19 protein-coding genes and 1 pseudogene are annotated in these 24,827 nt (G+C 60.2%); 7 read left to right on the top strand and 13 right to left on the bottom strand.

From position 1 onward, the window contains the following. Nucleotides 1-15 precede the first annotated feature (15 nt). Both EOA78_RS14990 and lpxD read left to right on the top strand, forming a co-directional pair. Entirely contained in the window at nt 16-894 is an 879-nt protein-coding gene (locus tag EOA78_RS14990) for a DUF3313 domain-containing protein (protein ID WP_245477509.1), read from the top strand. Nucleotides 895-1,056: 162 nt separating this feature from the next. After that, complete coding sequence (gene lpxD, locus EOA78_RS14985) at nt 1,057-2,097, top strand: UDP-3-O-(3-hydroxymyristoyl)glucosamine N-acyltransferase (RefSeq protein ID WP_281034047.1); 1,041 nt, start codon at nt 1,057-1,059, stop codon at nt 2,095-2,097. Between the two features lie 484 nt (nt 2,098-2,581). On the opposite strand, the pseudogene EOA78_RS37060 reads toward lpxD, so the two are convergent. The 3 genes and pseudogenes from EOA78_RS37060 to EOA78_RS14965 all read right to left on the bottom strand — a co-directional run. Further along, nucleotides 2,582-2,764: pseudogene (locus EOA78_RS37060) on the bottom strand (hypothetical protein); the annotation flags it as partial. Between the two features lie 926 nt (nt 2,765-3,690). Continuing rightward, nucleotides 3,691-4,476 carry a response regulator transcription factor gene (locus EOA78_RS14970; RefSeq protein ID WP_164783765.1) on the bottom strand — a complete coding sequence of 262 codons (786 nt, stop codon included), beginning with the start codon at nt 4,474-4,476 and terminating at the stop codon, nt 3,691-3,693. 444 nt (nt 4,477-4,920) lie between these two features. Then, on the bottom strand, nt 4,921-5,628 hold the full coding sequence (locus EOA78_RS14965; protein WP_127315804.1) for a Crp/Fnr family transcriptional regulator: 708 nt from the start codon (nt 5,626-5,628) through the stop codon (nt 4,921-4,923). Between the two features lie 869 nt (nt 5,629-6,497). On the opposite strand from EOA78_RS14965, the gene EOA78_RS14960 reads away from it, so the two are divergent. Then, entirely contained in the window at nt 6,498-8,432 is a 1,935-nt protein-coding gene (locus tag EOA78_RS14960) for a polysaccharide biosynthesis/export family protein (RefSeq protein ID WP_127315803.1), read from the top strand. 49 nt (nt 8,433-8,481) lie between these two features. Here EOA78_RS14960 and EOA78_RS14955 read toward each other — a convergent pair whose 3' ends face one another. From EOA78_RS14955 to EOA78_RS14910, 10 genes are all read right to left on the bottom strand, one after another. Further along, nucleotides 8,482-9,642, bottom strand: coding sequence for an NAD(P)/FAD-dependent oxidoreductase (locus EOA78_RS14955; protein ID WP_164783764.1), 1,161 nt, complete (start codon nt 9,640-9,642; stop codon nt 8,482-8,484). Continuing rightward, nucleotides 9,635-10,012, bottom strand: coding sequence for an FAD-dependent monooxygenase (locus EOA78_RS14950; RefSeq protein ID WP_206533447.1), 378 nt, complete (start codon nt 10,010-10,012; stop codon nt 9,635-9,637). The genes EOA78_RS14955 and EOA78_RS14950 overlap by 8 nt, the downstream gene beginning before the upstream one ends. Nucleotides 10,013-10,108: 96 nt before the next feature. After that, nucleotides 10,109-11,371 carry a GNAT family N-acetyltransferase gene (locus EOA78_RS14945; protein ID WP_127315800.1) on the bottom strand — a complete coding sequence of 421 codons (1,263 nt, stop codon included), beginning with the start codon at nt 11,369-11,371 and terminating at the stop codon, nt 10,109-10,111. Between the two features lie 13 nt (nt 11,372-11,384). Further along, entirely contained in the window at nt 11,385-12,722 is a 1,338-nt protein-coding gene (locus EOA78_RS14940; protein ID WP_127315799.1) for a hypothetical protein, read from the bottom strand. Next, on the bottom strand, nt 12,713-13,990 hold the full coding sequence (locus EOA78_RS14935; protein WP_127315798.1) for a glycosyltransferase family 4 protein: 1,278 nt from the start codon (nt 13,988-13,990) through the stop codon (nt 12,713-12,715). Before EOA78_RS14935 ends, EOA78_RS14940 begins: the two co-directional genes overlap by 10 nt. Nucleotides 13,991-14,004: 14 nt before the next feature. After that, nucleotides 14,005-14,763, bottom strand: coding sequence for a hypothetical protein (locus EOA78_RS14930; RefSeq protein WP_127315797.1), 759 nt, complete (start codon nt 14,761-14,763; stop codon nt 14,005-14,007). Beyond that, the gene (locus EOA78_RS14925) at nt 14,750-16,741 is read right to left on the bottom strand and encodes a hypothetical protein (protein ID WP_127315796.1); all 1,992 of its coding nucleotides are present in this window, start codon (nt 16,739-16,741) and stop codon (nt 14,750-14,752) included. Before EOA78_RS14925 ends, EOA78_RS14930 begins: the two co-directional genes overlap by 14 nt. Continuing rightward, nucleotides 16,717-17,862 (bottom strand): glycosyltransferase family 4 protein, encoded by a 1,146-nt coding sequence (locus EOA78_RS14920; protein ID WP_127315795.1) that lies wholly within the window; start codon nt 17,860-17,862, stop codon nt 16,717-16,719. The genes EOA78_RS14925 and EOA78_RS14920 overlap by 25 nt, the downstream gene beginning before the upstream one ends. Further along, nucleotides 17,850-18,668 carry a glycosyltransferase family 2 protein gene (locus tag EOA78_RS14915; RefSeq protein ID WP_084831445.1) on the bottom strand — a complete coding sequence of 273 codons (819 nt, stop codon included), beginning with the start codon at nt 18,666-18,668 and terminating at the stop codon, nt 17,850-17,852. The genes EOA78_RS14920 and EOA78_RS14915 overlap by 13 nt, the downstream gene beginning before the upstream one ends. A 614-nt stretch (nt 18,669-19,282) precedes the next feature. Continuing rightward, nucleotides 19,283-20,962, bottom strand: coding sequence for a hypothetical protein (locus tag EOA78_RS14910; RefSeq protein ID WP_128204289.1), 1,680 nt, complete (start codon nt 20,960-20,962; stop codon nt 19,283-19,285). A gap of 321 nt (nt 20,963-21,283) precedes the next feature. Between EOA78_RS14910 and EOA78_RS14905 the strand changes: the two genes are divergently transcribed. From EOA78_RS14905 to EOA78_RS14895, 4 genes are read left to right on the top strand one after another with little or no spacing between them, the layout of a single operon-like run. After that, on the top strand, nt 21,284-22,576 hold the full coding sequence (locus EOA78_RS14905; RefSeq protein ID WP_127315793.1) for a cellulase family glycosylhydrolase: 1,293 nt from the start codon (nt 21,284-21,286) through the stop codon (nt 22,574-22,576). Beyond that, nucleotides 22,573-22,731: a hypothetical protein gene (locus EOA78_RS35985; protein WP_164783763.1), complete on the top strand. Its 159-nt coding sequence runs from the start codon at nt 22,573-22,575 to the stop codon at nt 22,729-22,731. The genes EOA78_RS14905 and EOA78_RS35985 overlap by 4 nt, the downstream gene beginning before the upstream one ends. After that, a complete protein-coding gene (locus tag EOA78_RS14900; RefSeq protein ID WP_127315792.1) occupies nt 22,728-23,687 on the top strand; it encodes a glycosyltransferase family 2 protein in 960 nt (319 codons plus the stop codon). Before EOA78_RS35985 ends, EOA78_RS14900 begins: the two co-directional genes overlap by 4 nt. A gap of 58 nt (nt 23,688-23,745) precedes the next feature. Beyond that, entirely contained in the window at nt 23,746-24,798 is a 1,053-nt protein-coding gene (locus EOA78_RS14895; protein WP_095521564.1) for a UDP-glucuronic acid decarboxylase family protein, read from the top strand. Nucleotides 24,799-24,827 lie beyond the last annotated feature (29 nt).

Here is a 24,827-nt window from a genome sequence, read left to right as displayed (position 1 = left end):
CAACAGGAGAACGAAGTGCCAAATTCCCGTACAAACCAGGCTGCCGATCGACGGCAGCATCGATCGATCGGTTTCGCGCTTCTGCCGTCCCTGCTTTTGTCGGCAGTCGCCGGCTGCACCTCGGTGCCACTCCAGCCAGACAACACGCTGACCTCCTATGACGGCCTGACCAAAGTGGATGGGCGGATCAGGAAGGCGGAATACAAGGCAGTGCCCGCGGATCTCAATGTAAGCAGAACAGTCTACATCGAGCCCACGCTTGTTTCGCCCACCGCTGCGCAAGCCTCGATAAAGGTCACTGATCAGGCCCTCGTGGCAACCGTGGTCAGCCGCGCGCTTTGCGTTGGCGTCAGCGATCGCTTCACTGTCACGGACGACAGAGAGAGCGCCGATCTGGTCGTTCACGCTACGGTCACCCGCATTGTGCCCACCAATGCTACAGTTGCCGGGCTGTCGACCGCGGCGTCGATCGGGGCATCATTCGCTGCCTCCTCGGTTCCCGTTCCGAGAATTCCACTGGGGCTGGGTGGGCTTGCCGTCGAGGCCGAGGCGACCACCCGAGACGGGAAACAGGCGGCAGCGATGGTGTGGTCGAAGGGAGCGAATTTCGTGACCACAGGCGCGCGGATGTCACAGATCGGTGACGCCTACTCGCTGGCGGAGAGTTTCGGAAGTGACTTCTCCAAGATGCTTGTCACGGGCAAAACGCCGTTCAAGTTTGGCCTGCCGAAGCTGCCGTCTTATCAGAAGTTGAAATCCGGGCTCGGCGGCAAACCCAAGTATCAGGCTTGCGAAAGATTCGGCCGGGCGCCCGGACTGAAGGACTTCGCAGGCTCACAACTCGGTTTGCCGCCTTCGTGGACCGACAAGCCGGTACGGCCGCAAAGCCAGTAGAGCAGAATTGTATCGCGCAACACTCGTAGCCGGGTATCCGGCTTTATGGAATGCGTCGTCCGCATGCGGACCCGCGGTAAGTCGGTCGGCCTGCTCCCCCGCCCCCGGAGGCAACCGACGCACGATGGCAAACCCTATGCCCAATCCTCCCATGAACCGAGCCTGACCGTGTCACCGATTCCCCAGCCGGCTGGACTAGCATTAGCCGAACTCGCACAAGAGGCCGGAGTGCCTTTGCCGGCATCCGCCGATCCAGACATGGTTTTGCAAAGTGGGGCCAGCCTTGAGGCGGCACAGTCGTGGCATATCGCCTACATTGATCATGCCCGTTATACTGACGCCCTGCGGATCACCAAGGCCGGAGCCTGCCTTGTCACAGAGCGCTTCGCCGAGATAGTCCCGTCGGGTACCGTTCCCATAACTGTGCGGGAACCCCGATTGGTTTTTGCCAAAATCCTTGCGCGCCTGCACCCCGAGGCGTTGCGCGCTGCGCCGCTCATCGGCAGTACCAATATAACTGAGAGATGTTTTGTTCATCCATCGGCTCAGGTCGGAGCCGGCGTCTTGTTCGATCCGGGGGTTGTTGTCGGAGAGCGGGTATTTATCGGGGCCGGCACCACTATCGGTGCGCATTCGGTGCTGGGTCCAGACGTGGTGATCGGCTGGGACTGCTCTATCGGCCCCAGTGTCACAATCGCGCATTGCAATATTGGCGATCGATCGATCGTTCATGCCGGAGCCCGCATAGGCCAGGATGGCTTCGGCTTCGCGATGAGCGCTTCAGGACCTGTGAAGGTACCGCAAATCGGCCGTGTCACTATTGGAAACGACGTCGAGGTTGGCGCCAACAGCACTGTTGATCGTGGCAGCGGCGGCAACACCGTCATCGGGGACGGGACCAAGATCGATAACCTCGTTCAGATTGCGCATAATGTTCGGATTGGGCGACATTGCATCATCACTGCCCAGGTCGGGATCGCGGGCTCGACTGTGCTGGAGGATTGCGTTGCGGTGGGCGGCCATAGCGCCATCGCGGGTCACCTCCACATCGGCCACGGCGCTCAAGTTGCGGCAGCATCGCGGCTCATGAGAGACGTACCGGCAGGCGAGCGCTGGGGCGGAATGCCCGCCAAGCCGCTGCGAGAATGGTTCCGCGAACTGACGACGCTTAAGAAACTAGGGAAATATCGCCGCGGCGTCTGAACTTTGCAGCGACCTCACCCCGGTCGGATTATCTTAGAGCATGAGTTTGCGTCGGACGTCATGGGCCGATCCGTCGGCGCTGCGCATCCGGAGGCTCTCGCATGAGACGCTTTCCCTGCAGTGCCAGATCCATCAAATTCTATCGTCTCAGGGGTCGAAGAGTTCCGGCCACAGCGAGAAGCCGACAGCTGGGACATCGTCTTGGAGGCAACATTGAGGGCGGGCATTTCCTCTGCTGCATTTGCGGCGACAGCGTGCGTCATTGTCCAGGCCACTGCGGCCCGGGCGCAGGACGCTGACGAGCTGGATCGACATCTCTTACACCGCTGACAGAGCCATCATTTTGATTCAGCAGGCCGGCCACATGGATAAGATGTAGCTCACGCCTGCTGCGGAACCATACGATTCCTCGATACGTGACCACAAAAAACCTAATGAAATCAAATGCCTTGTGATTGTCCTCCGGGCCCACCATTATCGGTATTTATCGATAGTTGGTTCGCCAAAAAGGTTCGCCAAGCAGCGGCTTGCGGGTCACCAGCCCTACGACTCGATCCATACCTTGCACCGCTAGATGAACTTGAGATGCCTCGCGTGAATTGAGTTTCGCGTGATCGATGTCGTCGTGATCTAGCACATCCATGAGCTGCCTGGTCGAAGCTTCTGCTGCGAACTGCGAGGGACGCTTGCATCGTTGCGCTCATCCCGGAGCGTGAGCTAGCGAGCCTGGGCTACACTATGGCAGGTGAGATGCTCCGCCATCGATAATCAGTCGCTCGTGCTCCGAGAAAGAATGCCAGATCACTTGCCGCGCGTCGCGTTCGTCCACCATCTGTCCGCACTTGGGGCAGCGGTAGAAATACTCACTTTCTTGAGCGGCAGTCTTGCCGTTGAGATGAGGCTCAAATCGGCCGAGATCGGATAGCTTCATCATACTAACGGGTTCAAGGTTCAAAAGCCAAAATGTTCCGGAACTAAATTAGCTTTGACTGCTTGATCCCCCTATGTTCGCCTTGCACCGTGCGCATCGGTGTGTGACCGGATGGCCGCTGGGCCTGACCGGCGTGTTGCGGGCCGCCAGCTGAAACGGCAGCTTAGTCCTTTTCCTATATTTGCTAATTCAACAAAAAGGGGATGCTCCGTAAGCGTTAGCGCCCGAATGATCCGGCCCTCTGAAGGACGAGCGCCAATGAGCGGTTCGTTTCGTGATGTCCGCGGAAAGCCCCAGTTACTGCTCGCTCGCGGAGTGGGAGCAACGCGTCCCGCCAGTTGGTAGCAGTTCTTACTCAGCTCGATGAGGAAGTTTACTCCACGAAAGGAAAGTGGTTTCTCGAGACAGGTTTCTGGCTGCTGACCGGGCAGCGCAGGAGTTTCGACACGGTCGAGGAAGCCGTGCGTTGGGTGGCCGAGCACACATTCTATGATCGCACTGATCGGCCATATTTGCGGCAGGAAGGTAGTCGGGTCGGGATCAATACACTCAAGCCGAAGTGAAGTTGCTGATTGCCTCTGTGCTTTTTTCATGGCTTGCCGTCTTGGCTGTTGTGAAGATGCCAGATGGCTAATGTGCGAAGGCGGCTCGTCGAAACTCCTCTACGGCGAGCCTTCTTCTTGTTGGTTTCGCTCTTCAGCCAGATTTCCTTCTGCGAAAAGATCGTTGACCTTGTATGCGACTTCGGTGCGATTAGTCGCCTTCAGCTTTCTCATGATGTTTCGGATGTGTACCTTTACTGTGCTTTCGCGCAGGTTGAGTTCGTAAGCTATGATCTTGTTCGCTTTGCCACGCCGGAGCGCCTCGGCGACCTCGGCCTGCCTGAGGGTGAACATGTCTGTCAAAGGTTGCGCGTCGCGGCTGCCTGGATTTATCAGATGCCGAATTGACAGGACGCTGCTCGCCGGGACGAAGATGCCTCCCGCCGCCGCAAGGTTGACAGCCTCGACACAGACATCGATCCCAACAGAGGTCGGAATATAGCCGCGCGCGCCGCATTCGAGAGCCGCCAATATCTGCGCAAGATCTTCGGTGTCGGCCAGGATTACCACAGGGACCGACTTGAATTCGGACGAAATACGCTTGATCTTGTCTGCGACACGATTATCGGTGACCTTCTGGTCGCCAAGGTTGAAGAGAATGGCCACGAGGGGAGAAGCTGATCGCTTCTTGAAGCGCCATTCTTCGATCGAACGCATGGCGACTATCGCCATTCCGATTTCGTGGTCCAGGAGGGCTGATGCCAGGCACTCGCGGTCTAGTGCCCTTTCGTCCAGGATAAGGAGATATCCCCTTTCTTCTTTTTCGTGAAGCGCTCCCGTTTCCCGGGATATAGCGACTGACCGATTAGCAGAAGTGTTACTATGCAGTCCTATCGTGGAGGTCATGATCTATCCCCAACTTTTCCCACGCAGTCCGCCTTTACGGCGGCCCAATACGGCTCCCTCGTTCCGATTTGACAGTTGATATTTCCCTCGCAAAAGATTCAGGTCGATTGCTCCAACGTTTTAGGTTTTCGAGCTGTTTCTTCACCTGGCCCTTACGAGAACAGCCCGCACAGCTTACGACCTGTATATAAGCGAGCTCTAACATGGATCAATTTGGCACAATTTTTACCTCAAGGTAAGCCAATGCCCTGCGGTAGCCAAGGCCGTTATGCGCCCGGGCTTCCCGGACGGTGGCTAAACCGAATGTGTCCGAATTTCCAAATGGACGTTTTCATGACCGCGAGCAGGCTCTTTTCGAAACACCCTGTTCCCGCCAGGGAAGACCCAGTTGCTCGCCATCGGATGAAGATCCTGCGCGAACGAAATCAATAAGTTAAGCCCGAGCTACAAACCATACCTGAGATACTCATTGTCGAACCCAGCCATTTTGACCAGTTTCTTGCGATTGATCAGTTGCACATGGCCAGCCTTGAAAGAGAGGAGGTCGGCGTTGCGGAGTTCCCGCAGCGTGCGGTTAACATGAACAGGGGTCATCCCGAGAATGTCAGCCAGATCGTGCTGAGTGAGGGGACAATCATACCGTCCCTGGGCGGATATGCCAGCAATGGAGAGCCTCTCCTCCAGTTCAAGCAAGAAGTGGGCTGTGCGGGTTATCGCATTGCGCCGCCCGATATTCACTAGATGCTCTGCCAAGATAGCGTTCAGGCGAGCTAAGGAACAGGCAACCTCTTTCGCCAGCAAGCCTCCCGCAAAGATGGCCTCAGTCAGTTCCTTCCTGGAAACGTCAAAAACAGCTAACTCAGTTATGGACGATAGTGAAGCGTAGCGGGGACCTTCTACGAAACGGAAATCGATAATGTCCCCCCGAAGAGGAGTGTCAACGATCTGCCGTCCACCATTAAGCAGATCGCGATAAAGTAGGGCCCAACCCGATTTTACGATGAAGATCCTGTCGTCTTCGTCGCCCTGGTGGCATATGATCGAATGAGGTTTGTAGCTTTTTGTGACAACGCCAAAAAAGCCGTTTCCCCAATCCCTTTCCGACCCCGCCCGAACGGGATGCGAACGTATGAACTGTATTAGCGTCTGCATGTAAAGCCGAGCTCTCCTCCGGTTCCCTTACGCGACATCATTTTGCGTCTGGGCGAGACAGCACTTCGACAAGGAGGGAGCAATCAAGTTCGTCAGCGTACAGAGCTTGCCGGTCAGCTTTAAGAAAATTAGCAATGCGAAGCGACTTCAACCTAGCCGTTTTAGCGGCCGGTCCGCGCGCTCAGCCGCTGCGATCTCCGATCGGTCGTTCATAGTGCCAACACATCAGCCAGATCTCGTGAACGTCTTCAATGAAGCGTGCCGCAGTCCTCCTCGCTTTGGGGGCAGGGTTCCACAGGCGCCGGCATATGTCGCCCTTCATTGTGATGAAGGTGGGCCAACACAACGGTCCTTACCCGCCACCATTGTCATGGCGGGCTTTCCCCGTTCCCGCGGCACGTCTTTTCGGCAAAGCAGTTGGTGTTGTAGCCCCTCATCCTCGGACCGTTGCGATGGACGCTGTCGCGACGCTTTTTTGTCATTCCTTTATTCCGGCCGATTTAGTCGATAGGCGGTCGCTTCGGTGCGGTGGCCGGGTAGGATGGTGCCGTTGAGTATTTGGAGCCGCTCCTCCAACCCCGTACCGCGCAGCCGTTGCGTTAGCGGATGTCCAAGGCGACGGAGTATGATCTTGCGGACGCCTGGCGATGGGCGAGCGCAGGACTCGGCCGACCCCGATCGCCTTCGGCGTGTGTGTCATATGCGTCGCATCCGCTCATGAACGAGCTTGCGCCCATGAAGGACGATAATCCAAAAGGAGTGCCCACAAAGGATCATTGTGCCATTAGCGGGCAAGGCTCAAGGTGACGTCTTGCTCGCTGCCCTATCAGTCCGGGACCGGGTGGCCACCAGAGTGAAAGCCACACGCCATGGTCATCGACGCAAAACGCAATTCCGAACCTGTCGCTCCACAGGCGTCTCGCAGTAAGGGGCAGGTAGCGAACGCCATCCTTGTTGTCTTTGGGCTCTGCGGGCTCGCCGCCTTGGTCGGTGCAGCGGTCAGAAACCTGGATGCCGCCGAGGCCGTCTCCGCGGCCGTGGCGCAGAATGCGCAGGCCGTTTCCACAGCCGTGGTGCAGAAAGCGGAGGCTGTCTCCACAGCCGTGGCGCAGGGGACCGAGGCCGTCTCCGCGGCCGTGGCGCAGAATGCGCAGGCCCTTTCCATAGCCGTGGTGCAGAAAGCGGAGGCTGTCTCCACAGCCGTGGTGCAGAGGACCGAGGCCGTCTCAGCAGCCGTGGCGCAGAAGGCGGAGGCTGTCTCCGCAGCCATGGCGCAGAAGGCCGAGCCTATCTCCGCAGCGGTGGTCCAGAAGGTATATGGCATTATCGATAGCTGGCAAGATCAACCGGCTCAAGCCACGACCGAACCATCCCCTGCGGCCGCGCCCGGGCCCGATGCGTCGGCCGCGATGTTAGTCTCTACCCCCACAGCTACTAGCGCCGTCCCTAGCGCCCGCGCTGCCGATTCAAGTGCCGAGCGCCCCAAAACCCTCAGCAAGGCGCCAGGCGTGCCAACCGGAGCCCTCTTCGGCGTCGGCGATCGCCTCAAGGTCGTGTTCTACGAGCGCGTCGACGTCGAGGAAGACAAGTGGGGGGGCGCGTCCTCGGCCTTGCACGGCATCCTCCAGCGTCCGGAACTGAGCGGCCAATATATTGTCCAAGAGGACGGCACGATTTCAGTGCCCTTGCTTGGCGCCATTCCGGTCGCCAACCGGTCGACGCAACAGGTACAGGCCGACCTGGCGGAAACCTTCAATCAACTGCTGGGCCGCGAAGGACTGGTCAACGTCCTGCCGCTGGAGCGCCCGCCCATTTACGTGCTGGGCCCGGTCAAGAATCCAGGCTCGTTCAAATACGCGGCCGGCATGACGATCCTGCACGCGATCGCGCTGGCCGGCGGACTCGACCGGGCCGAGAGCGAGCCGTGGCAGAAGATCGAAGCCGTGCGTGAGACCCAGAAGCGGAGCGGGGCGATCGATACCATGTTGAAGTTGCTCGCGCGCGCGGCGGTGCTGAAGGCCGAGCGCGACGGCACGGCGCCCAAGATCCCGCGCCAGTTGCTGGAGCTGGCCGGCGCGACCGAAGCTGCCAACCTCGTGAACGAGCAGAGCGACCGGCGCAAGGCCGTCGCCACGGCCCGCAAGGATCGCGAGCGCGCGACCATGCGTGCGCTGGAGGCGGCCAAGCAGGATGTTGCCGCTTATGCGCGCATGGAGTCGTTCGACGAACTCATCAAGCTGCGCCAGGAGCGCGTCAACAGCATGCGCACGCTCGTGGACCGCAAAGTTCTCAGCATGACGGTGATGGATCAGATCCAGAGTGAGTTGTCCGACGCGCAACAGCGTCGGCAGGACGCCCGCAACCAATACGCGAGCGCCAAGCAGCGCCTCGCTTGGCTAGAGTCTGAGGTGTTGCGGACCCGGGCCGACCTCAGGAACGATCTGGAGGTCGAGATCGAGACCACGGAGAGCCAGATCGCGGCCAATGTGCGCGAGTTGAACGCCAGCGAAGGCGTCCTGTACACGTTGCCGGTGACCCGCGCGCAGTTTGCGAAGGACGCAAACAGCGCAACTTATCAAATCGTGCGGCAATCGGCAGCCGGGCCGGTCAGCATCGAGTCCGACGGGATGACCCTGTTGCAGCCAGGCGACCTCGTCAACATCAGCGTGGGCGCTAGCGAGCCAAGAGAGCCGGCCGGTTCGCCGGTCCCGACCTTGCCGCTGACCGGCGAGAGCTTGCCGGCCGCGCGCAGACCTAGCGATGGTCTTGGAACGTCGCTTCTCGAGAATGGCATTCAACAGTAGCGCTGCTATCCCCGGGAGACCCGGCATGAAGACCAGCTCAGCCTGCTCCTCAACGAACTGCGCTTGCCGCCATCAAGCGAAGTTGTGGGATCGAGATCCCCATCATATCGAGACCAATCCAGCCCATCCGACGAATACGCCATAAAAGCGTTGTATCGGACGCCAGTGATCGGTTGTAAAATGCTTCACCAAGCGACCATTCATCACAGGCAACTTTGACGGGATCACTGTAGTATGTCTGAATTTTCTCGATCCCCATTCCGGGCGTGGCTAACCATGTCGGAATATGATGGCATAACCGATCAACGTCGGTTAGCACTTTATTGAGACCGGTACCCGCCGCCGGATCGCTGGTAGCAAAACTGTCACCAGCCAATACCAGACCAGGTTGCTGTTCATGATTCTGCGCGGCGTAAAGATCAACGGGTCGAATCTGAATATCGCTTGACACGACAGCATCACCAAGGAGACGCTTCAATCGGGGCATTACCGAATACAATGCAGATAACGGCGATGTGCGCACTTCCTGACACCACGGATGGCGTATATCACCATGGTAGACGAACACATTGGCGCGCATTCTTGAACCAATCGGAAACATGCTCACATAACCCATGGGCCCTGGCTTTTCCGCAGAATACGTTAAAGCTTGAAATTTGAAACCAGCTTTAGAGGTGAGATCAAAACCAACACTGATCGAGTGGCATTTGCTGATCTCGGATCGCGTGATCGCACCCCGGACGACATTGTTTAAGCCGGTCGCCACCACAATCAATCGGGTCGACCATGTGTCACCATTTGACAGGGTAATTTGCTGCCGGTCGGAACTCGTCGTTATTTTGGTCACTTTAGCGCAGATGAATTGGACACTATCAGGAATCTGGCGGCGAATAACATTTACCAAATCCTCATAAGCCACCCCATATTCGCAGGGCTCGCCGTGTTTCCCTTGCTTTTTACCAATGACATAACCGCGACGGGCCACCCATATCTCAGTCATCGGTGTCGCAGCCGCCAATACGGCATCCACCAGCCCGGTTTTTTTGAGCAAGTCGACTTGATCGCCATCGAGTTTTTCGCAGCGAAACTCCACCGGATAGACTTGATGGATATCAACAAGGATGGTCGAAATCCCCATCCGGCCAAGCATCGCAGCGGCTAACGAGCCGGCGGTACCACCCCCGAGGACCGCTACATCAATATTATTCAATTCCCGCTCCTTCGCCCACCACTTCATTGACAACACGATCATGACAGCGAACCAAACGGTGTCGAAGAAAATTCAAGACCCCGTCTTTTGCTGCAAAACCAAACCAGGGGCGCTTGTTCATCACGCGACCAAACCGCGCAATCCACAGTTCGGTGCACAGCGTTGACGCGGCAACAATCCCCTCCATCAACCGGCCAGTCTCGCGAAGCGACTTGAACTGCTTCTCCTCAATCTTCTCGCAGCGAAAATCCTCCGGATAGGGATGATGCGGGTCGATCAGGACGACCGAGAATCCAGCTCGCCCGAGCGTCGCGGCGGCGATGGAGCCCCCCAGGCCGCCGCCGACAGTCCCAATATCTACGCCATACATCATAGTCTCCCGCAAAGTAATCGCATTATAATATACTTTATCGAGAAGCTCGATGATTGTATCCCGCTCCAAGATCAAAAACTCGTGAACGGTCGGTCAGATAAACATGCGTCGCAAGGATCGTCTTGTCTTACGAAGAACCTGCCGCAGCGGCGGATTTAACAGCGTCGTTTGATTATACCATGTATCCACATAATGGATCACCATTCGCGCTGCAATTACAATACGACCGCGCAAAGTTATGCTATCAAAATGGAAAAACAAAGGCAAGTTGATATCTGACCATGCAAGCTTATAGGGTTCGTCGCCGATCGTAAAATCGAATTTCTGCATCTTCTGGCCAATGGCATATTGCATCATTTCCTGAATATGCTGACGCCCGGGACTGTATTTGGCGAACTCGTCCTCATAACTCGACATCACCAGTGAATAACTGGAGTTGAACCGGAGACCGAGACCCGTCGCCACCGGAATCCCAGCCACATCCAGCCGCGTGACATGGATGACCTCGCACAAGCGAGGATTGGCGACAATCGCCAAATAAAATTCGCGAAAACCCGGACGTGCGAACATATCATGAACACCCATTCGGGCATAGCTGCTCCGTTTTTGTTCGATCAGCTTTGTAATGGTGCACTCGATCTCGGCCTGCTCTTGCACGTCTACAAAGCGAATCGCCCCGCCACCTTGCTTGGCGAGGTTTTTGGCCTTGCGCCGGTGGGTATGCAGCGTCGAATTCGAAAACTTTGACGCATAAAACCGACCCCAGTTCGCTTCCGGGAGGGTTGCGACATGTCCGCCACAATTCGCCAGCAAGACTGGCAAGTCGAGAAAGGGATTAGGTTGAGAGCCGACAACACTGGGCATATTGTAAAATTCAACAGCGTCGAAACGAAGTTGAGGATAGTCTTGAATCGTCCGAATTATGTCTTGCCACAGGCGGCCGAATTGCCCAGGTTTCACGTGATCGCTAAAATTTGTCGCCAGGATGGGCGAATTATAATCGCACAATTCCGATCCAAACCAGACCAGCCGGCGGATCAGACCATGGCGTTCGATCGCCAATGGCAGAATAAAAACCGCCACGCCGGTATCGTCGAGACCCAGCACGATCACGGGAATCAGTTTCTCTTTGGAGCCGATGTGGCGATACCATTCCATCTGCCAATCAAACAATTGGAATACAGTACAATCCGCATGCTGCTCTAATGTTCTCCACTGAGCTTCCACCGCTTCCATATCGGTGAAAATTTGCAGAGCAATATTCGCCGTCGTCATTGGGTGTTCCAATGTAACAAAGGTTTTAGCCAGTCTTGCTGCTAGAGAATGTTCTGCTTGAAATCCCAAACCCAGCGCCATGATCGATGTCTCCTCAAGTCTGGAGCGGCGACTCGGTCGGTCGCTCGTGCTGCGCGGGGCCGGCGGCAGAATCCAGTTTCACCGCGAAGGCCAAAATCAGGGCGGCACATGCACCCTCGATGCTGACGGCGAGCGTCCAGCCTAGGACCAGGCCTTGAAGTCCACCAAGCTTCGCCCCCGCGACCACGAAGCACAGCTCCAGCAATCCGCCAAGCGCGAACCAGCGAGATGCCTTGCGCATCCTGTCGCCCAACCGCGCCAGCGTACAGGCATGAAATTTGAGCGTTGATCCCAACAGGCTGAAGCCAAGGAAGCGCAGGCTCGAACCGGCGATCTCAGGATACGCTGGATTGAAGACCGCAAGGATCTGCTGCGAATAGGTGAAGATTATGACGGCGCAGACCAGCGAGAAGAGCAATGACGCCGTCACCGATACAAGGACATCGTGTCTGGATTGTTTCGGGCATGCCCTGATCACGGGGAACAGGACCGTGGCCATGGCTGCGGGAATCAATGACGCCATAGAGACCAGCATCCACAACGCCACGAAAGCGGCATTTGTGGTGGGCGACAGGAGAATCAGCACAAGGTAGGGCATGATGACGCTCGGGGCCTGCAAGGCCACATCGAGCGCGTAATGGTCGACCACCTTGCGTCGGAGAATATGGAGCAGCTGAAAATCGGGGGCCCCAACAAGACGACGCGCGCCGCCCCGGGTCAAGAGATCGACGCCGACAAAGGACGCCAGCAGGCCGGCCACCCAGGTCAGAAGAAGCGCGGCACTGGACGTGTGGCCGGCGGCCGCAGCGCAGGCGATCAGCAGCAGCTTGAATGTGGAGAACAGCACTTGACGGATCATCCTGCCGGTGCTGCGCAGGTTGCCGACGAAGGCCTGGTCGACCATCATGGCGAGAACCGTCAGGCCGCAGCCGAGGACGAATGCAACTCTTTGGAGCCAGCCGCCGATCGACTCGGTCGAGCTGTTGAGGTACGCATCTCCGAAGACAAACACCACGGCCAGGCCGACCCCCAGCACCACCCCGATGGACGCTGCAGCGGCCACGAGGCCGCGGTCCCTGCCTGGATGCCGTACGATTTCACCCATCAGCAGGGTCCCGAGCCCGCCCTCCCCCAGCAGGCCGACGAACGCCATCACGGACAGGAGGGCGGCGGCCTTGCCGATCACTTCCGGCGGAAACAGCCGCGCCGCGAGCCACCAATAGACAAACCCGAGACCGGCCGCTGCAATCGTTCCGATCGCCAGAGCGCTGGAATTCAGCACGAGCGCGGCGCTCTTTCGAAGCTCTCGTCGGGCGCGAATAATGGCCGTCCTGACGAGGTCTACCGGCAAGATGGCTCTCCCGAACCTTGCTGCGCCGGCACCGCTGCCCTGCTGGCGGCTGGGCGCAGGACGTCCCGGTAGACCTGCTCGATCCGGGTCACGACCGCTCCGGCCTTGAGGCGGCCGACCCTGGCGAGGCTTGTCGCCTCCAGGCGGGCGAGCAAGGCGCGGTTCTCCAGAAGGGTCCGCATTGCGTGGGAAAGGGCGTGCGCATCACCGGGCGGCACGAGAAGCCCAGTTTCGCCATGATCGACTAGATCCGGTATGCCGCCGACGCCGGTTGCAACGACCGCCTTGCCGGACGCCATCGCTTCCATGATGACCGTCGCGCAGGCTTCGGGCCCGACCGACGGCAGTACGCCGTACAGTGAGCGCCGCCAAGCATGCATGATGGCGGAATGCGGCCATGTGCTGAAGACGCGGACGTTCGGCGGAAACTCTGTTGGCGTATCGGCGACCCGGCGCCCGATCAGGACCAGCTGCGGCGCCCGCTCCAGGCCGGTATAGGCTTGCAGGAGAACGTCAATGCCCTTGAGGCGCATCATGTCACCGACGAACAGGATGAATTCATCCCGGGGTAGCTCCCGCAGGCAGGGATTTTCCGGGCCAAGCACCCCGACATCGTCGGGCACGAAGTTGGGGATGACCTCGTAGGGGGCGCTGCCTTCGGTCAGTCCGGTGTGACGCGCTACCGCGTGGCTCACCGCGATGAAGCGGTCCACCGCGCGCCGAGCGGCGAAGCTCGACGCCCAGTTGCCCAAGGTGGTCGCGGCTGCCTTCACCGCCCCGTAATGCCTTGTAGCGCAGGGCAGGCACTTGGCCGGCGCTGGGCCACTGCAGAGATGGGTGCCCAAGTGCATGAAGTTCTTCTTGGCGCAGACAAGACCGTAATCGTGGAGCGTAACCACGAGGCGTGCCCCACTCAGACCTTTGAGCGGCAGGAAGGACGCGTAGATCCAGTTGTGGGCGTGGACGATGTCCGGCTCCTCCCGGGCGACCAGCCGCTTGAGGGCAAGCACCAGTTCGGGATCCGGAAAGGGCGGTGCATGGCGGCGCTCGGGATCGGTGTGGAGGCCCGACAGACGCTGGATCGTGCCGCGCAGGCGATGCACGCGGACCGCGCCGTCCAGCTCGGTTTCGGGCGACCCGGGATGCATTAAGGTGCCGACGCTCACGTGATGGCCCCGCTGCGCCAACGCCGCGCCGAGGTTGCGGATGTGCCGCTCCTCTCCCCCGATCACCGGAGGATAGAACTGCGACAGTAGCAGGATGCGCATGGTCAGGCCCCGTTTCAGATGTGCGGCACCAGCGTCGAAACGCTGCGGTAGAGTCGGTTGTCTTCCGGCCGATAGAGCCGGGCATCCGCCTTCTGCGGGGTGGCCAAAACGGGCACCGGGATCTCCCGCGCCCAGCTCTCGCCCGGCGCGATGGCGAGCGATCGGAAGATGGCGAACGGTTGCCCGTCGAGGGTGATTTCCAGGTCCAACAGCTGAGTTTGAGTCTCGGCGCTCCTGATGCCGACGGTGATCCGGCCGGACTCGCCACTGGCCGACGGCAACAACCAGAACGCGGTGTATTTGAATTCCCGGTAGGCCGCTTCGTCCCGGACGGCCAGCGCATAGGCTCCGGTCGCCACAAGCAGCGCTAGCATGAACGCGGCCCCCTGCAAGAGCCGGACCCGCGCCGGAGCCGGCCAGGCTGGCAGATCGGGAGTGTCGCGGCGGCAGGCGGCCACCAGTGCCGCGGCTACCGTCACAACCCAGAACCACAGCGCCCAGCCGAGCGGCGTAAGCGAGCCCGCGGCGTTCAGGGCAAAGCCCCCGGCGATGCCGGCGGCGAGGCTTGCGCCGACCGCGTAGACGAAGTGTTGCAACGCGGAGCCGGTCCTCACGCCAATGGCCCGCAGCACCGTGTGGCCCGAGACGAGGAACACCATGGGCGCGCCCAGGGCAGTACGGATGAGCAAACTGTCGCTGACCGCAACAGCCGCCACCGCGGCCCCCGCCCACAGGCACGCGGCCAGAAGGTCCAGCTTGCTACAAATTCTCATGCAATCCCCTCACGTCATAGATGACGATCCAGCCGTTGTCGTAGATGCGGGTGATGCCCTTGATGTCATTGAACTTAAGCAGCTCTGCGCCCGAGAGCGGCGTTCCCCGCCGTTGCCACGGCTCGAAGTAGAAGCCGAGCACCGGCGGGGCAGTGGACAGGCGCAGGTCCACCAGCAGGAAATCGATATCGCTTCTCACCAAGGCCCAAAACTCGTCAGGGCCCAAGGTCTCGTTCTCGAACACCCGCGAGGGAGGCACGCCTTCGACGATCTTTACTCTCACGTCCTGCCGCCCGTAGCTTGCGAGCAGCAGGCGATTTATGCGGTCGGATGTGAAGCGGTTGCCGGCCCCGAGCCATGCTTTGGTCCACAGCGCCGTTTCGATCCCCATGGATTCGATCGATTGCTGGTCGGCCGCCACCCTGTAGCGTCCACGTAACGGTTCGAGCGCAGCGCTCGTGACGCCGCCCAGGACGATGACCGCCAGAGCAACGGCCGGTGCGATGCGGCGCCACCCGCGTAGCGTGCGGTCCTCCCAAAAGTGGACGACGCTCACCCCGACGACCAGCCCGACGCCGATGAACACGAACGTTCCCATGCGGTTGCCGATTTCCCATCCGCCGATGGTCAGCCGGAAAGCCACCGAGATCGGGAAGCCGAAGGCCAGCAGGCTGAGAAAAACGAGGCGGCTGTCGCGCCAGCGCCTCCCGAGAACATCCTGAAGCGGACGCCAACCCGTCCGCGCGTCGCTCGGCGCCGCCATGGCCAGCGACCGAAAGAATCCTGTCGCCAGCCCAAGTGCCAACAGCAGGATTGCGAGCAGCGTGGTCAGCCGCATGGCGAGGGGCTGCGGTGGCGCGCCGAGCTGGTCCGAGTTTGGGGCGCCCGTGATCTTTCCGAGCAATGTCTTGAAGCCAGTTTCGACGATGGGTCCGAGATAACCTGCGAGATGGTTGCCCCGCGCCTCCATCCACAGGATTGGCAGGGCGATTGCCAGCATCCCCGTGAAGCCCACTGCGATCCTCGCTTCGCTCCGCATGGAGGCGTCCCGGCGCAAAGCCTCGAGGAATGCCACCGCTCCGAGGTAGATGGCGGCGTAGAAGGCCGCGAGGTGATGCGTGACCGAAAGGCTCATCAACAGCAGGACGATCAGCCCAAGCGCCTTCAGCCGCTCTCGTCCGACGAGGTCCTTGGATGCTGCCTCGACGGCGAAGATCAGCACGCACAGCACGATGCCGAGGCTCTCGTATGAGAACATCGACTCGAACAGGACGAAGGTTGAGCAGCCCATATAGGCCAGACAGGCGATGGCCGCGATTCGCGGCGATCCGGTGATGCTTTCGAAGAACAGAAACAGGGTACCGATGAACGTGCCCTTGAGGACGGCCAACAATAGCGTCCCCGCCACAAACAATGGCAATCCCGTCAGATTGACGATCGCCGTCGAAACGATTTCCAGGGCGGGATACGTTGGCCCGATCGGGAGAAGCGGGTTCGACAGAAATAGCCGCCGTGCCGTCATAAGATCGTCGGCTGCGATCCAGTGCAAGAACTCGTCGTGGCCGATGAAGCTCGTCGGGGAATAGACTACCTTGCAGTAGAAAAGGGCTTCGGCAAGCAGGAACAGGAGGAAGACGCGCTCGCCCCTGGCTGTTGTCGGCCAAGCTATGCGAAGGCTGGTCGGAGCGACCAGGAGAACGATACCGGGCCAGAAGAGCAGCGGCGCCACGTCATAGCCCCGGCGCCCGGCGGCGTGCCCGGCCACGACCAGGAGCAGAGCCGTAGCGACCGTCAGGCACAGAACCGCGATCCATCCGGAGTTGGCCCGTTGCGGCGGGGTATCGGCGCTGCCCCCGCGAAGGTCGGGACCGATAACGGCCGAAACGAACCTTATCCCGGCCTGGAGCGGGTTGATTCTGCTTCCCGCGGTGAAATGAGCCGCCATCATCAGCATCATGCCCTCGTCGCAGGGGGCCACGATGTCACGCCGCCGGAGGGCAAGCGGACCGTGGATCGGCTGCTCAGGACCTCACAGTAGACGTCGTTCAGCGCTTGAGCGCAGGCATCCCAGTCCGGCAGCGCCAAATCCGGGACCTCCCGATGGGCCCTCAGCTCCTCGGCCATGGCGGCGGCCCGCTCTTTCGGACCGGCGTCGGGCGGAATCGCCCTGCATAGGCCATTGGCGGCCAGCTCCCGCAGCCCGGACGTGTCGCTGACAAGGACCGGACGGCGCAGCGACAGGGCTTCCATGACGGCAACCGGATGGGCTTCGTAGTCGCTGAACAGCACGAACAGCGCGGCGCTCGCCAGAAGGTCTGCCATTTCCTGCCGCTCGGATCCGGGGATAGCTTCGATAGTGACCCGCTTCTCGAGGCCGAGCGTCGCGACGAGGCGCCGCAACTCTCCCTCGTACGGACCTGTTCCGACGATGTGCAGTCGCACGTCCGGTACCCTGTGGATCAGTTCGGGCAAGGCCCCAATCACCCGGTGATGGCCCTTATAGCGCTCCAGCCTGCCGCCCGAGACGATCAGGTGTGGATCGACCTTGATGCCGGGGCTCCCGGCTGGCATCGCGGCGCCGTTCGGGATAACGACAAACCGTTCCCGCGGCACGCCCATCCTCACGCTGAAGAAGTCGGCTTCGAATTCGGAGACGCCTATCATCCGTGCGGCCCGGGCCACCAGCGGCCGGAGCAGCGCGTGCTGTGTGCCGCGCACGGCGTTGCGCAGCCGGGAGGAATGCCCGCCGCTGTGGAAGGTCAGGATGAACGGCAGGTCCCCTCGGACGGCCGCGAGCAGCCCGATCGGCGCCACGAAGGTGTTGTAACCTTGGAAATGGATCAGATCCCAAGCCCCGCGCCGGATCGCGGTATAAATGCCGGGCGCAACATAGAGGTCCAGCTCCCTCGGCCAGGCCGGCACGCGCCGCACGCGCATGCCGCGCATCTCCTCCTCAACCTGCAACTCCCCCGAGGGATCGGTGGTGAGCACGTCGACCGAGTGGCCACGCGCCACCAAGCGGGCACCGACTTCCTGGATGTGAGTTTCGATGCCGCCTATGAGAGGATAGCAGCGGGCGGCAACCATCAGGATTCGCATCGGGTTTGTCCACCGCCATCACAGGCCGTCGCGCTCCGCCTGTGCTGTGGGTGCACCCTCTCGCGCAGGATGGTTTTGAGGACGCGCCAGCCGTCCGGGAGGGCGCGCAGATGGCTCACACCGCTGATGCGCGGAGCCTCGAAACTTGCCACCTCGACGATATTGAGGTGGTTCTTCAAGGCTCGCACGTTGATGAGGGTCTCGATCTCGAACCCGTCGCAATCGCAGTTCAGCGTGGCGACGTGCTTGCTCCAGAAGGCTATGTATCCGTAGCATAGATCGGAGAACCAACCGCCATAGAGCAGCCGCACGAACAGGGTCAGCCCCCTGTTGCCCAACATCCGGAACAGCGACATGTCACCGGTGCCGGCGCCCTGGATAAAGCGTGAACCCTTAACGAGATCCGCGCCGGCCATCAGCGCACTGACAAAAACGATCGCCTCCTCCGGGACCATGGAGCCATCGGCGTCCAGCATGACGATGATGTCGCCTGTGGCGGCCAGGAATCCCGCTTGCAGTGCAGCGCCCTTGCCCCGACGGGGCTCCATGACAACCTTCACGTCCTCGCGCAGGCGACGCGCGACCGCGACCGTATCGTCAGTCGAATGACCATCCACAATAATGATCTCATGCGCCCAGTTGGGGATGCGCGGCAGAAGCCAAGGGAGGTTCTCGGCTTCATTGAGCGTCGGGACGACGAAGCTGACTCGGGGCAGAGTCAGCGATCGCCGCAGCGCGAAATTAATCAGGTCAGGCGGCGATGTGGCACCGACGGGGGCGAGAATGCTGGAGAGCCCGGCGTTCATGGCAGCGCTTCGAGGTCGTACGATGGGACCCATCCGGGGGGCATATTGTGCTTCCATGACCCCATGAGCTCCCCGAAAATCCGGTGCTCCACATCGCGCGCGCGCAAATGCGCCGCCAGCGACAAGCCGCAGCCGCCAGCTCCAATGACCGCCACATCCACGAACGTGATTGATCCAACCATATGCGGACTCCCCGGCCATAATGAAATGAAGATTAAATCAAAGAAGATTGGTGCGCTTGTGACCCCTTAATATTATTTTGTTGTGCAACGATTACTGATGCACATCTGAAATGGAAGAACGATAGATGGTTAGGAAAAGAAAATAGATGATTAGCTCTTTTGGGGTATCCCTTCAGGTATTTCCAGCCATACGACCGGCGTGGATTGTACGGCAGCGGCACCGATCACCTTCAGCAGCTGAATTGGCAGCGTTACCAAACCCGTTTAGACCTCTGAGTCCACCTTCAACCCCAGCAAGGACATTGACCCGCGGCCGGCACGAGCTCGCAAGCGACAATTTCTACCGAGCGAGCCGTGCAGAAGGCAGTGAAGGTCGCCGACGCGAAGGAATGAACGTGGGCTCGCTCCTTCACTCGGCCGTGATTTCCGAGCTTATTCTGTGCTCGGGAAGGGTCGAGCGCGCCCGACCCTTCGCAAACGGGGAACCTCGCGCTCGACCGCCTGGCTGCGGGGAGCTAACCCGGACGAGACCGGCCAAGAGAGGGACTGCCCACGCGGTCCCGAGACCCCACGCGGTTCCGGGACCGACGCGTCGGGTGCCAGCAAACGATACGAGGTCGTGACCTCTCGCAAACCCCGGATACGCCCGAATAGGTCGATCACCTCCAAGCCAGAGCGGCGGTTGTAGGTGTGACACCCCAACGCTCCGGACCAAATGCGACCGACCGGGGTCTGGGCAAACTCCGACGCCCCGAGCGCATCGATCTGGCAGAACGTCACCGCGCCGCCATAACCGCGCGCGCAGTCTTGGACCGGACGTAGCGTGCGTCCGCCATGTCGGATGACGGCGCCTGCGGGGCGGCTGAGCCTGGCATCGAGCAGGACGGGGTTGGCGGCGTGGGGCGTCCAAGACCCGGTCAGGCTCTCGGCACGGTAGAGGCTGAGGACATCCCAAGACGTGGACCTCCACAGCCTTGGGCTGACGAAAAACCAAAAGCCGCCCGCATGCCAGAGCGGCGTGGTATCGTAGCCCTCAATGCCTTCCATGAGGCAGGCCTCCCGCCTCCACCGGTAAGGGAATTCCACTGCCCTGTAGAGGCTGACATTCCTGGCCGCCCCCGATTCGGGGATCATCCAGATCTGCCCATCCTGCTCGAACACGAACGGGTACGAGAGGTGATGCGGTTCCTCCACGACGATCCGGGATGCGCCGGCTGTCCCGTCCAGGTTCACCGTCACGACCGCAATGCACCCCCGGTTCTTCGAGTAGAGGTACTGTTCGACAAAGATGAAATCCTGCCCCTGGTGCCGGAACGGGAACGGGTCGGCAAGGTAGCTGTCGGCATTTCCGGTGAGCACCCGGAAGGCTGCTTCGCCTTTGTCGAGCAAGCTCGCCGTTTCATCGAAGCGCCATCCAATCCCCCACATGCTGCCGCCCCTCGCCAGGACGTCCAAAAGCCCGATCGCCTTCGATGCGACCGTGCCGGTCGCCCTTGCAAGCGCCGAGAGCGCGCCAAACGAGGGCACCGCCGTCCGTGGACCGGGGATACCAGACGCAGTTGAACCGGTTTCCTCGCACAGGGCTTTGAGGATCAGCGGCACAGCGCAGGAAAGGGCGCTGTCGAGCCTCGCTGCCAACACTTCACGGTCTCCACTGGCCGGACGCGCCGTCCACGGCCGCAACGGGCGCGCCGTGTCATGCAGGTCGACGAGAAGATCCTGATGATTCACCCAGGCCGCCACGACTCCGATCTCGCCGGGTGCGCCGTTGAAGATCGGGGTGAGCACGCGCCGCCCCGCCGGGAGCGATTCTGCCCCGCTCAAATCGATCAATACATCCACTTGGTCGGCCGGAGGCGGCGGCAGGCACCGCAGCGCCGCCTCGACGGGGTCGATGGCGCCGTTCCCGCGAAAGCCATAGACCAGCCGTTCGAGTTCGAGCAGCAGGCGGCAGGTTAACGGCAGCGGGCGACTATTGGCCGCCAAAGCGCAGGAGACTTCGTTGCCGGGCACCTCAGCAAGCGCTTCTGCCAGCCAGAGGTGCCACCGCAGTAGCCGGGACGGATCGAGACTCAGGCAAATGCGCATTGTTGTTCTCACGGCGGATTTCAAAAGGACGCCACCTCACAGCTTTGACGAGAACCACCTCAGGCGATCCGCCTACACTGGACTCCGCCGCGGGCCGGCGAGCCAAAGGCGGCAGATGGAAAGCGGTAACGCGAGGATGGTCTCCACCTACTGCGGTTGCGGGGGGCTCGCCATGCGGGGAGCCGAGCACTTGATTGGGAGATGCCTGACAGCACGGGTCCATACTCGAGCGGCTGGAAGCGGCCAAGCACCACTATGCCCGAACGACGCCGGGCTGTGCGAGGTCAGAGGAGGTAATCCTTCGGGGTTCTTGTGCTGTGCCTCCGGCAAGGGTCATGTGGAGGGATGATTATCGAATGGCAACGGGCGAAATACGGACTGCGCAGGGCGTGGTTGTGTGCGCTCGTGTTCGCGTTCGTATCCGTTCCGGCAATCGCGAGCGCCGCGGATGATCCGTCGGCAACGTCCTTCATCAAGACTTCCGGAACGAACTTCACCTTGGACGGCAGGCCGTTCTTCGTGACCGGCGTAAACAACCACTATCTGACCTACGGGTCGCCGGATGAGGTCACCCGCGTTCTCGACGACGCGGTGGCGATGGGCGCCAATGTGGTCCGCACCTTCCTCCAGCCGGTGATTGGGTCGCTCGACGGAAGCAATCCTACGATCTGGGATTGGCGGCTTGAAGGCGAAGCCAGCAATCTCGCGGTCAAGGGCACGTACCTGCTCTACTGGGACCCGAGCCAAAACAAGATGGCGATCAATGACGGCGCCAACGGCATGCAGAAGGTTGATTTCCTCATCGCCGAGGCCGGCAAGCGACGCCTGAGGCTGATCATCGCCGTCCTGGATTTCTGGGCCTTCACAGGCGGCGCCCAGCAGATGCGGGCCTGGTATGGGAGCCGGGACGCCCCAGGCGTGCAGAGCCAGTACAACACCGACCTCAGCAAAGAGAAGTCGGAGTTTTTCTTCCAGGATCCGCGCACGAAGCGCGACTACAGGACCTGGGTCAGCCACGTCGTGCAGCGAGTCAACCCGCTCACCGGGCGCGCCTACCGGGATGATCCGACCATCATGGCCTGGGAGCTGATGAACGAAGGCAATGCGCAGCCTGAGGCTTTGCGGTTGGCTTGGACTGGCGAAATGTCGGCTTACGTCAAGTCCCTCGATTCCAATCACCTTCTCAGCTCAGGGCATGCCAACATTCTCGACCCGAAGCTAGCCGATTTGACGATCCCAACTCTCGATTTCGGGACCTGGCACGGCTACCCGCTCTATAACAAGCTGACGGTTCAGCAATTCAACGAGATGATCCCCGAGTTCTGCCAGCTGGCCGCCCGCGCCAAGAAGCCGGTGCTTCTGGAGGAATTCGGCTATGCCCGATCCAATCAGAACGTGGCTGCAGCTTACGCCATGTGGCTCGACACGCTGACGCGTGATCGCAACTGCGCCGGCTGGATGGTGTGGCGGCTGGTATCCCGGCAGGACAGCGGACGTTATCCCGTCGACGAACACGACCAGTTCGATATCCGCAACGACGGAAGCGCGATTTGGAACATTCTCAAAGCCGCGACGGCCCAGGCGGCGCAGACCCGCGAGACCCGCCGGGTCTCAGAAACCATCCGGGAAGTCCCATGACCGAAGTCTCCGTCGTGATCTGCGCGCGCACGCTCGACCGCTGGGACGAGTTGAAGCGTGCGGTCGGGTCCGCCAGCACCCAAACGCGCGCCCCGCGCAATATCGTCGTAACAGCCGCAATTCAACAGGCCCGCGAAAGGAACCAGCAGCCATGATCGATGCGTCGGTTGTCATCTGCGCCTACACACTCGATCGCTGGGACGATTTGAACGCGGCTATCGCGTCGGTGCGCAAACAGACCAGCCCTGCCCGCGAGATCATTCTCGTCGTCGACAACAATAAGGCTCTCTTGAAGCGAGCCCGGCGCGAGATCGAGGGTATCGTCGTCACACCTAACAATAACGTGGGTGGACTGTGCGGCGGTCGCGTCACGGGTGCCGGATTGGCAACCGCACCGGTCGTGGCATTTCTCGACGACGATGCGATCGCCGATGAGCGCTGGCTAGAAGAGTTGCTGGTGCCCTACGCCGATCCGCGCGTGCTTGGCGTCGGCGGACGCATTGAGCCTCTATGGCGCAAACCTCGGCCCTGGTGGTTCCCGCCTGAATTCAACTGGATCATCGGCTGCACCTATCGCGGAATGCGGGTACGAAATGGTGGCGAAGTGCGTAATGTGATAGGCGCGAACATGTCTGTGCGCGCCGAAGTGCTGCATGGCTGCGGCGGGTTTGCCGGTCAAATGGGACGCATCGGCGGCGGTAGGGGCTCAGCCAATACATGCGACGACACCGAGTTTTGTATCCGCGCCACAAAAAAAATAGGAGGCGTATGGATATACAAACCCGAGGCCAGCGTTCGCCATGTGGTTACAGCGGAACGCACGACCTGGAAGTATTTCCTCCATCGGTGCCGCATGGAGGGGACCTCCAAAGCGGCACTCGTAGGCTTAGCGGGGACTAAGGACGGGCTGGATTCCGAGCGGCTTTACGTCCTTACTCTGGGGCGCTCCATCCTCGAATACGCAGCGACTGGCAAGATCGGTCAGGCGCTCGCCATCTTTGTCGGATTGGCGACTACTTCAATTGCTTACACGCAGGCACGGGCACGGGCCGCCATCTCGCAGGGTCCAAAGATAGCCACGGAACGAAAGGGCGTTACGTCCAGGACGTGACTCTCGCCGCTACTGGCACAATGCAGCGTCAGCCTATTCATTTCGCAAGGAGATTCACATGCCACGGATTTATGAGAGTCGCAAACGCGTTTTGGTCACCGGAGGAGCCGGCTTTCTGGGCTCCCACCTAATAGATCGACTGCTCTCCGATGGTCATGAGATTCTCTGCGTCGACAATCTCTTCACGGGAACCAAGTACAATATTGAACATCTACACGCGAACCCGCGCTTTGAATTTCTGCGCCACGATATCACGTTTCCCTTATACGTCGAAGTTGACGAAATCTACAACTTGGCCTGCCCTGCATCGCCCATCCAATACCAGCACGATCCGGTGCAGACCACAAAAACGTCGGTGCAAGGCGCGATCAATATGTTGGGCCTCGCCAAGCGGCTCAAAATCCGAATTCTGCAGGCTTCAACAAGTGAGGTCTATGGCGACCCTGCGGTTCATCCTCAAACCGAGGATTATTGGGGCAATGTGAACCCCATTGGTCCTCGGTCCTGCTATGATGAGGGAAAGCGTTGCGCCGAAACGTTATTTTTCGATTATCACCGACAGTGCGGCCTTGAAATCAAGATTGCGCGCATCTTCAACACATACGGCCCCCGGATGCATCGGGCTGACGGTCGAGTTGTTTCCAATTTCATTGTTCAGGCACTCAGCGGCGAGCCGATTACGCTTTACGGTGACGGCAACCAGACTCGTTCATTCTGCTACGTTGATGACCTAATAGATGGTCTTGTACGCCTCATGGACAGTCGAGCTTCATTCACGGGACCAGTCAATTTTGGAAATGATGGGGAATTCACCATTCGAGAGCTTGCGGAACTGGTGCTCGCTGAAACCGGCTCGTCGTCAAAACTCGTCAATTTGCCCTTACCCCGCGACGATCCAAGACAACGCCGACCCGATATATCCCTCGCCAAAGCCGAATTGGGCTGGCAACCGACCATGGCACTGAAAGGCGGGCTGAAGCCAACCGTTGCATTTTTTCGCAGCGACCAGGCACGCCGATCACGATCGCAGGAGGAGCCACAAGTGATCGCTTTCGAAGAGCGGAAACAACGGTTCCATTCCATTGCTGGCGACTTCCTTTCATCTGGATAACCACTCGCACATCGTGAGCTTCGGCATTC

The sequence above is a fragment of the Mesorhizobium sp. M5C.F.Cr.IN.023.01.1.1 genome (assembly GCF_003997585.1).
Classification (GTDB): domain Bacteria; phylum Pseudomonadota; class Alphaproteobacteria; order Rhizobiales; family Rhizobiaceae; genus Mesorhizobium; species Mesorhizobium wenxiniae.
Note: the sequence above shows the minus strand (reverse complement) of the source record. Positions and strands in the feature narration are given on the sequence as shown.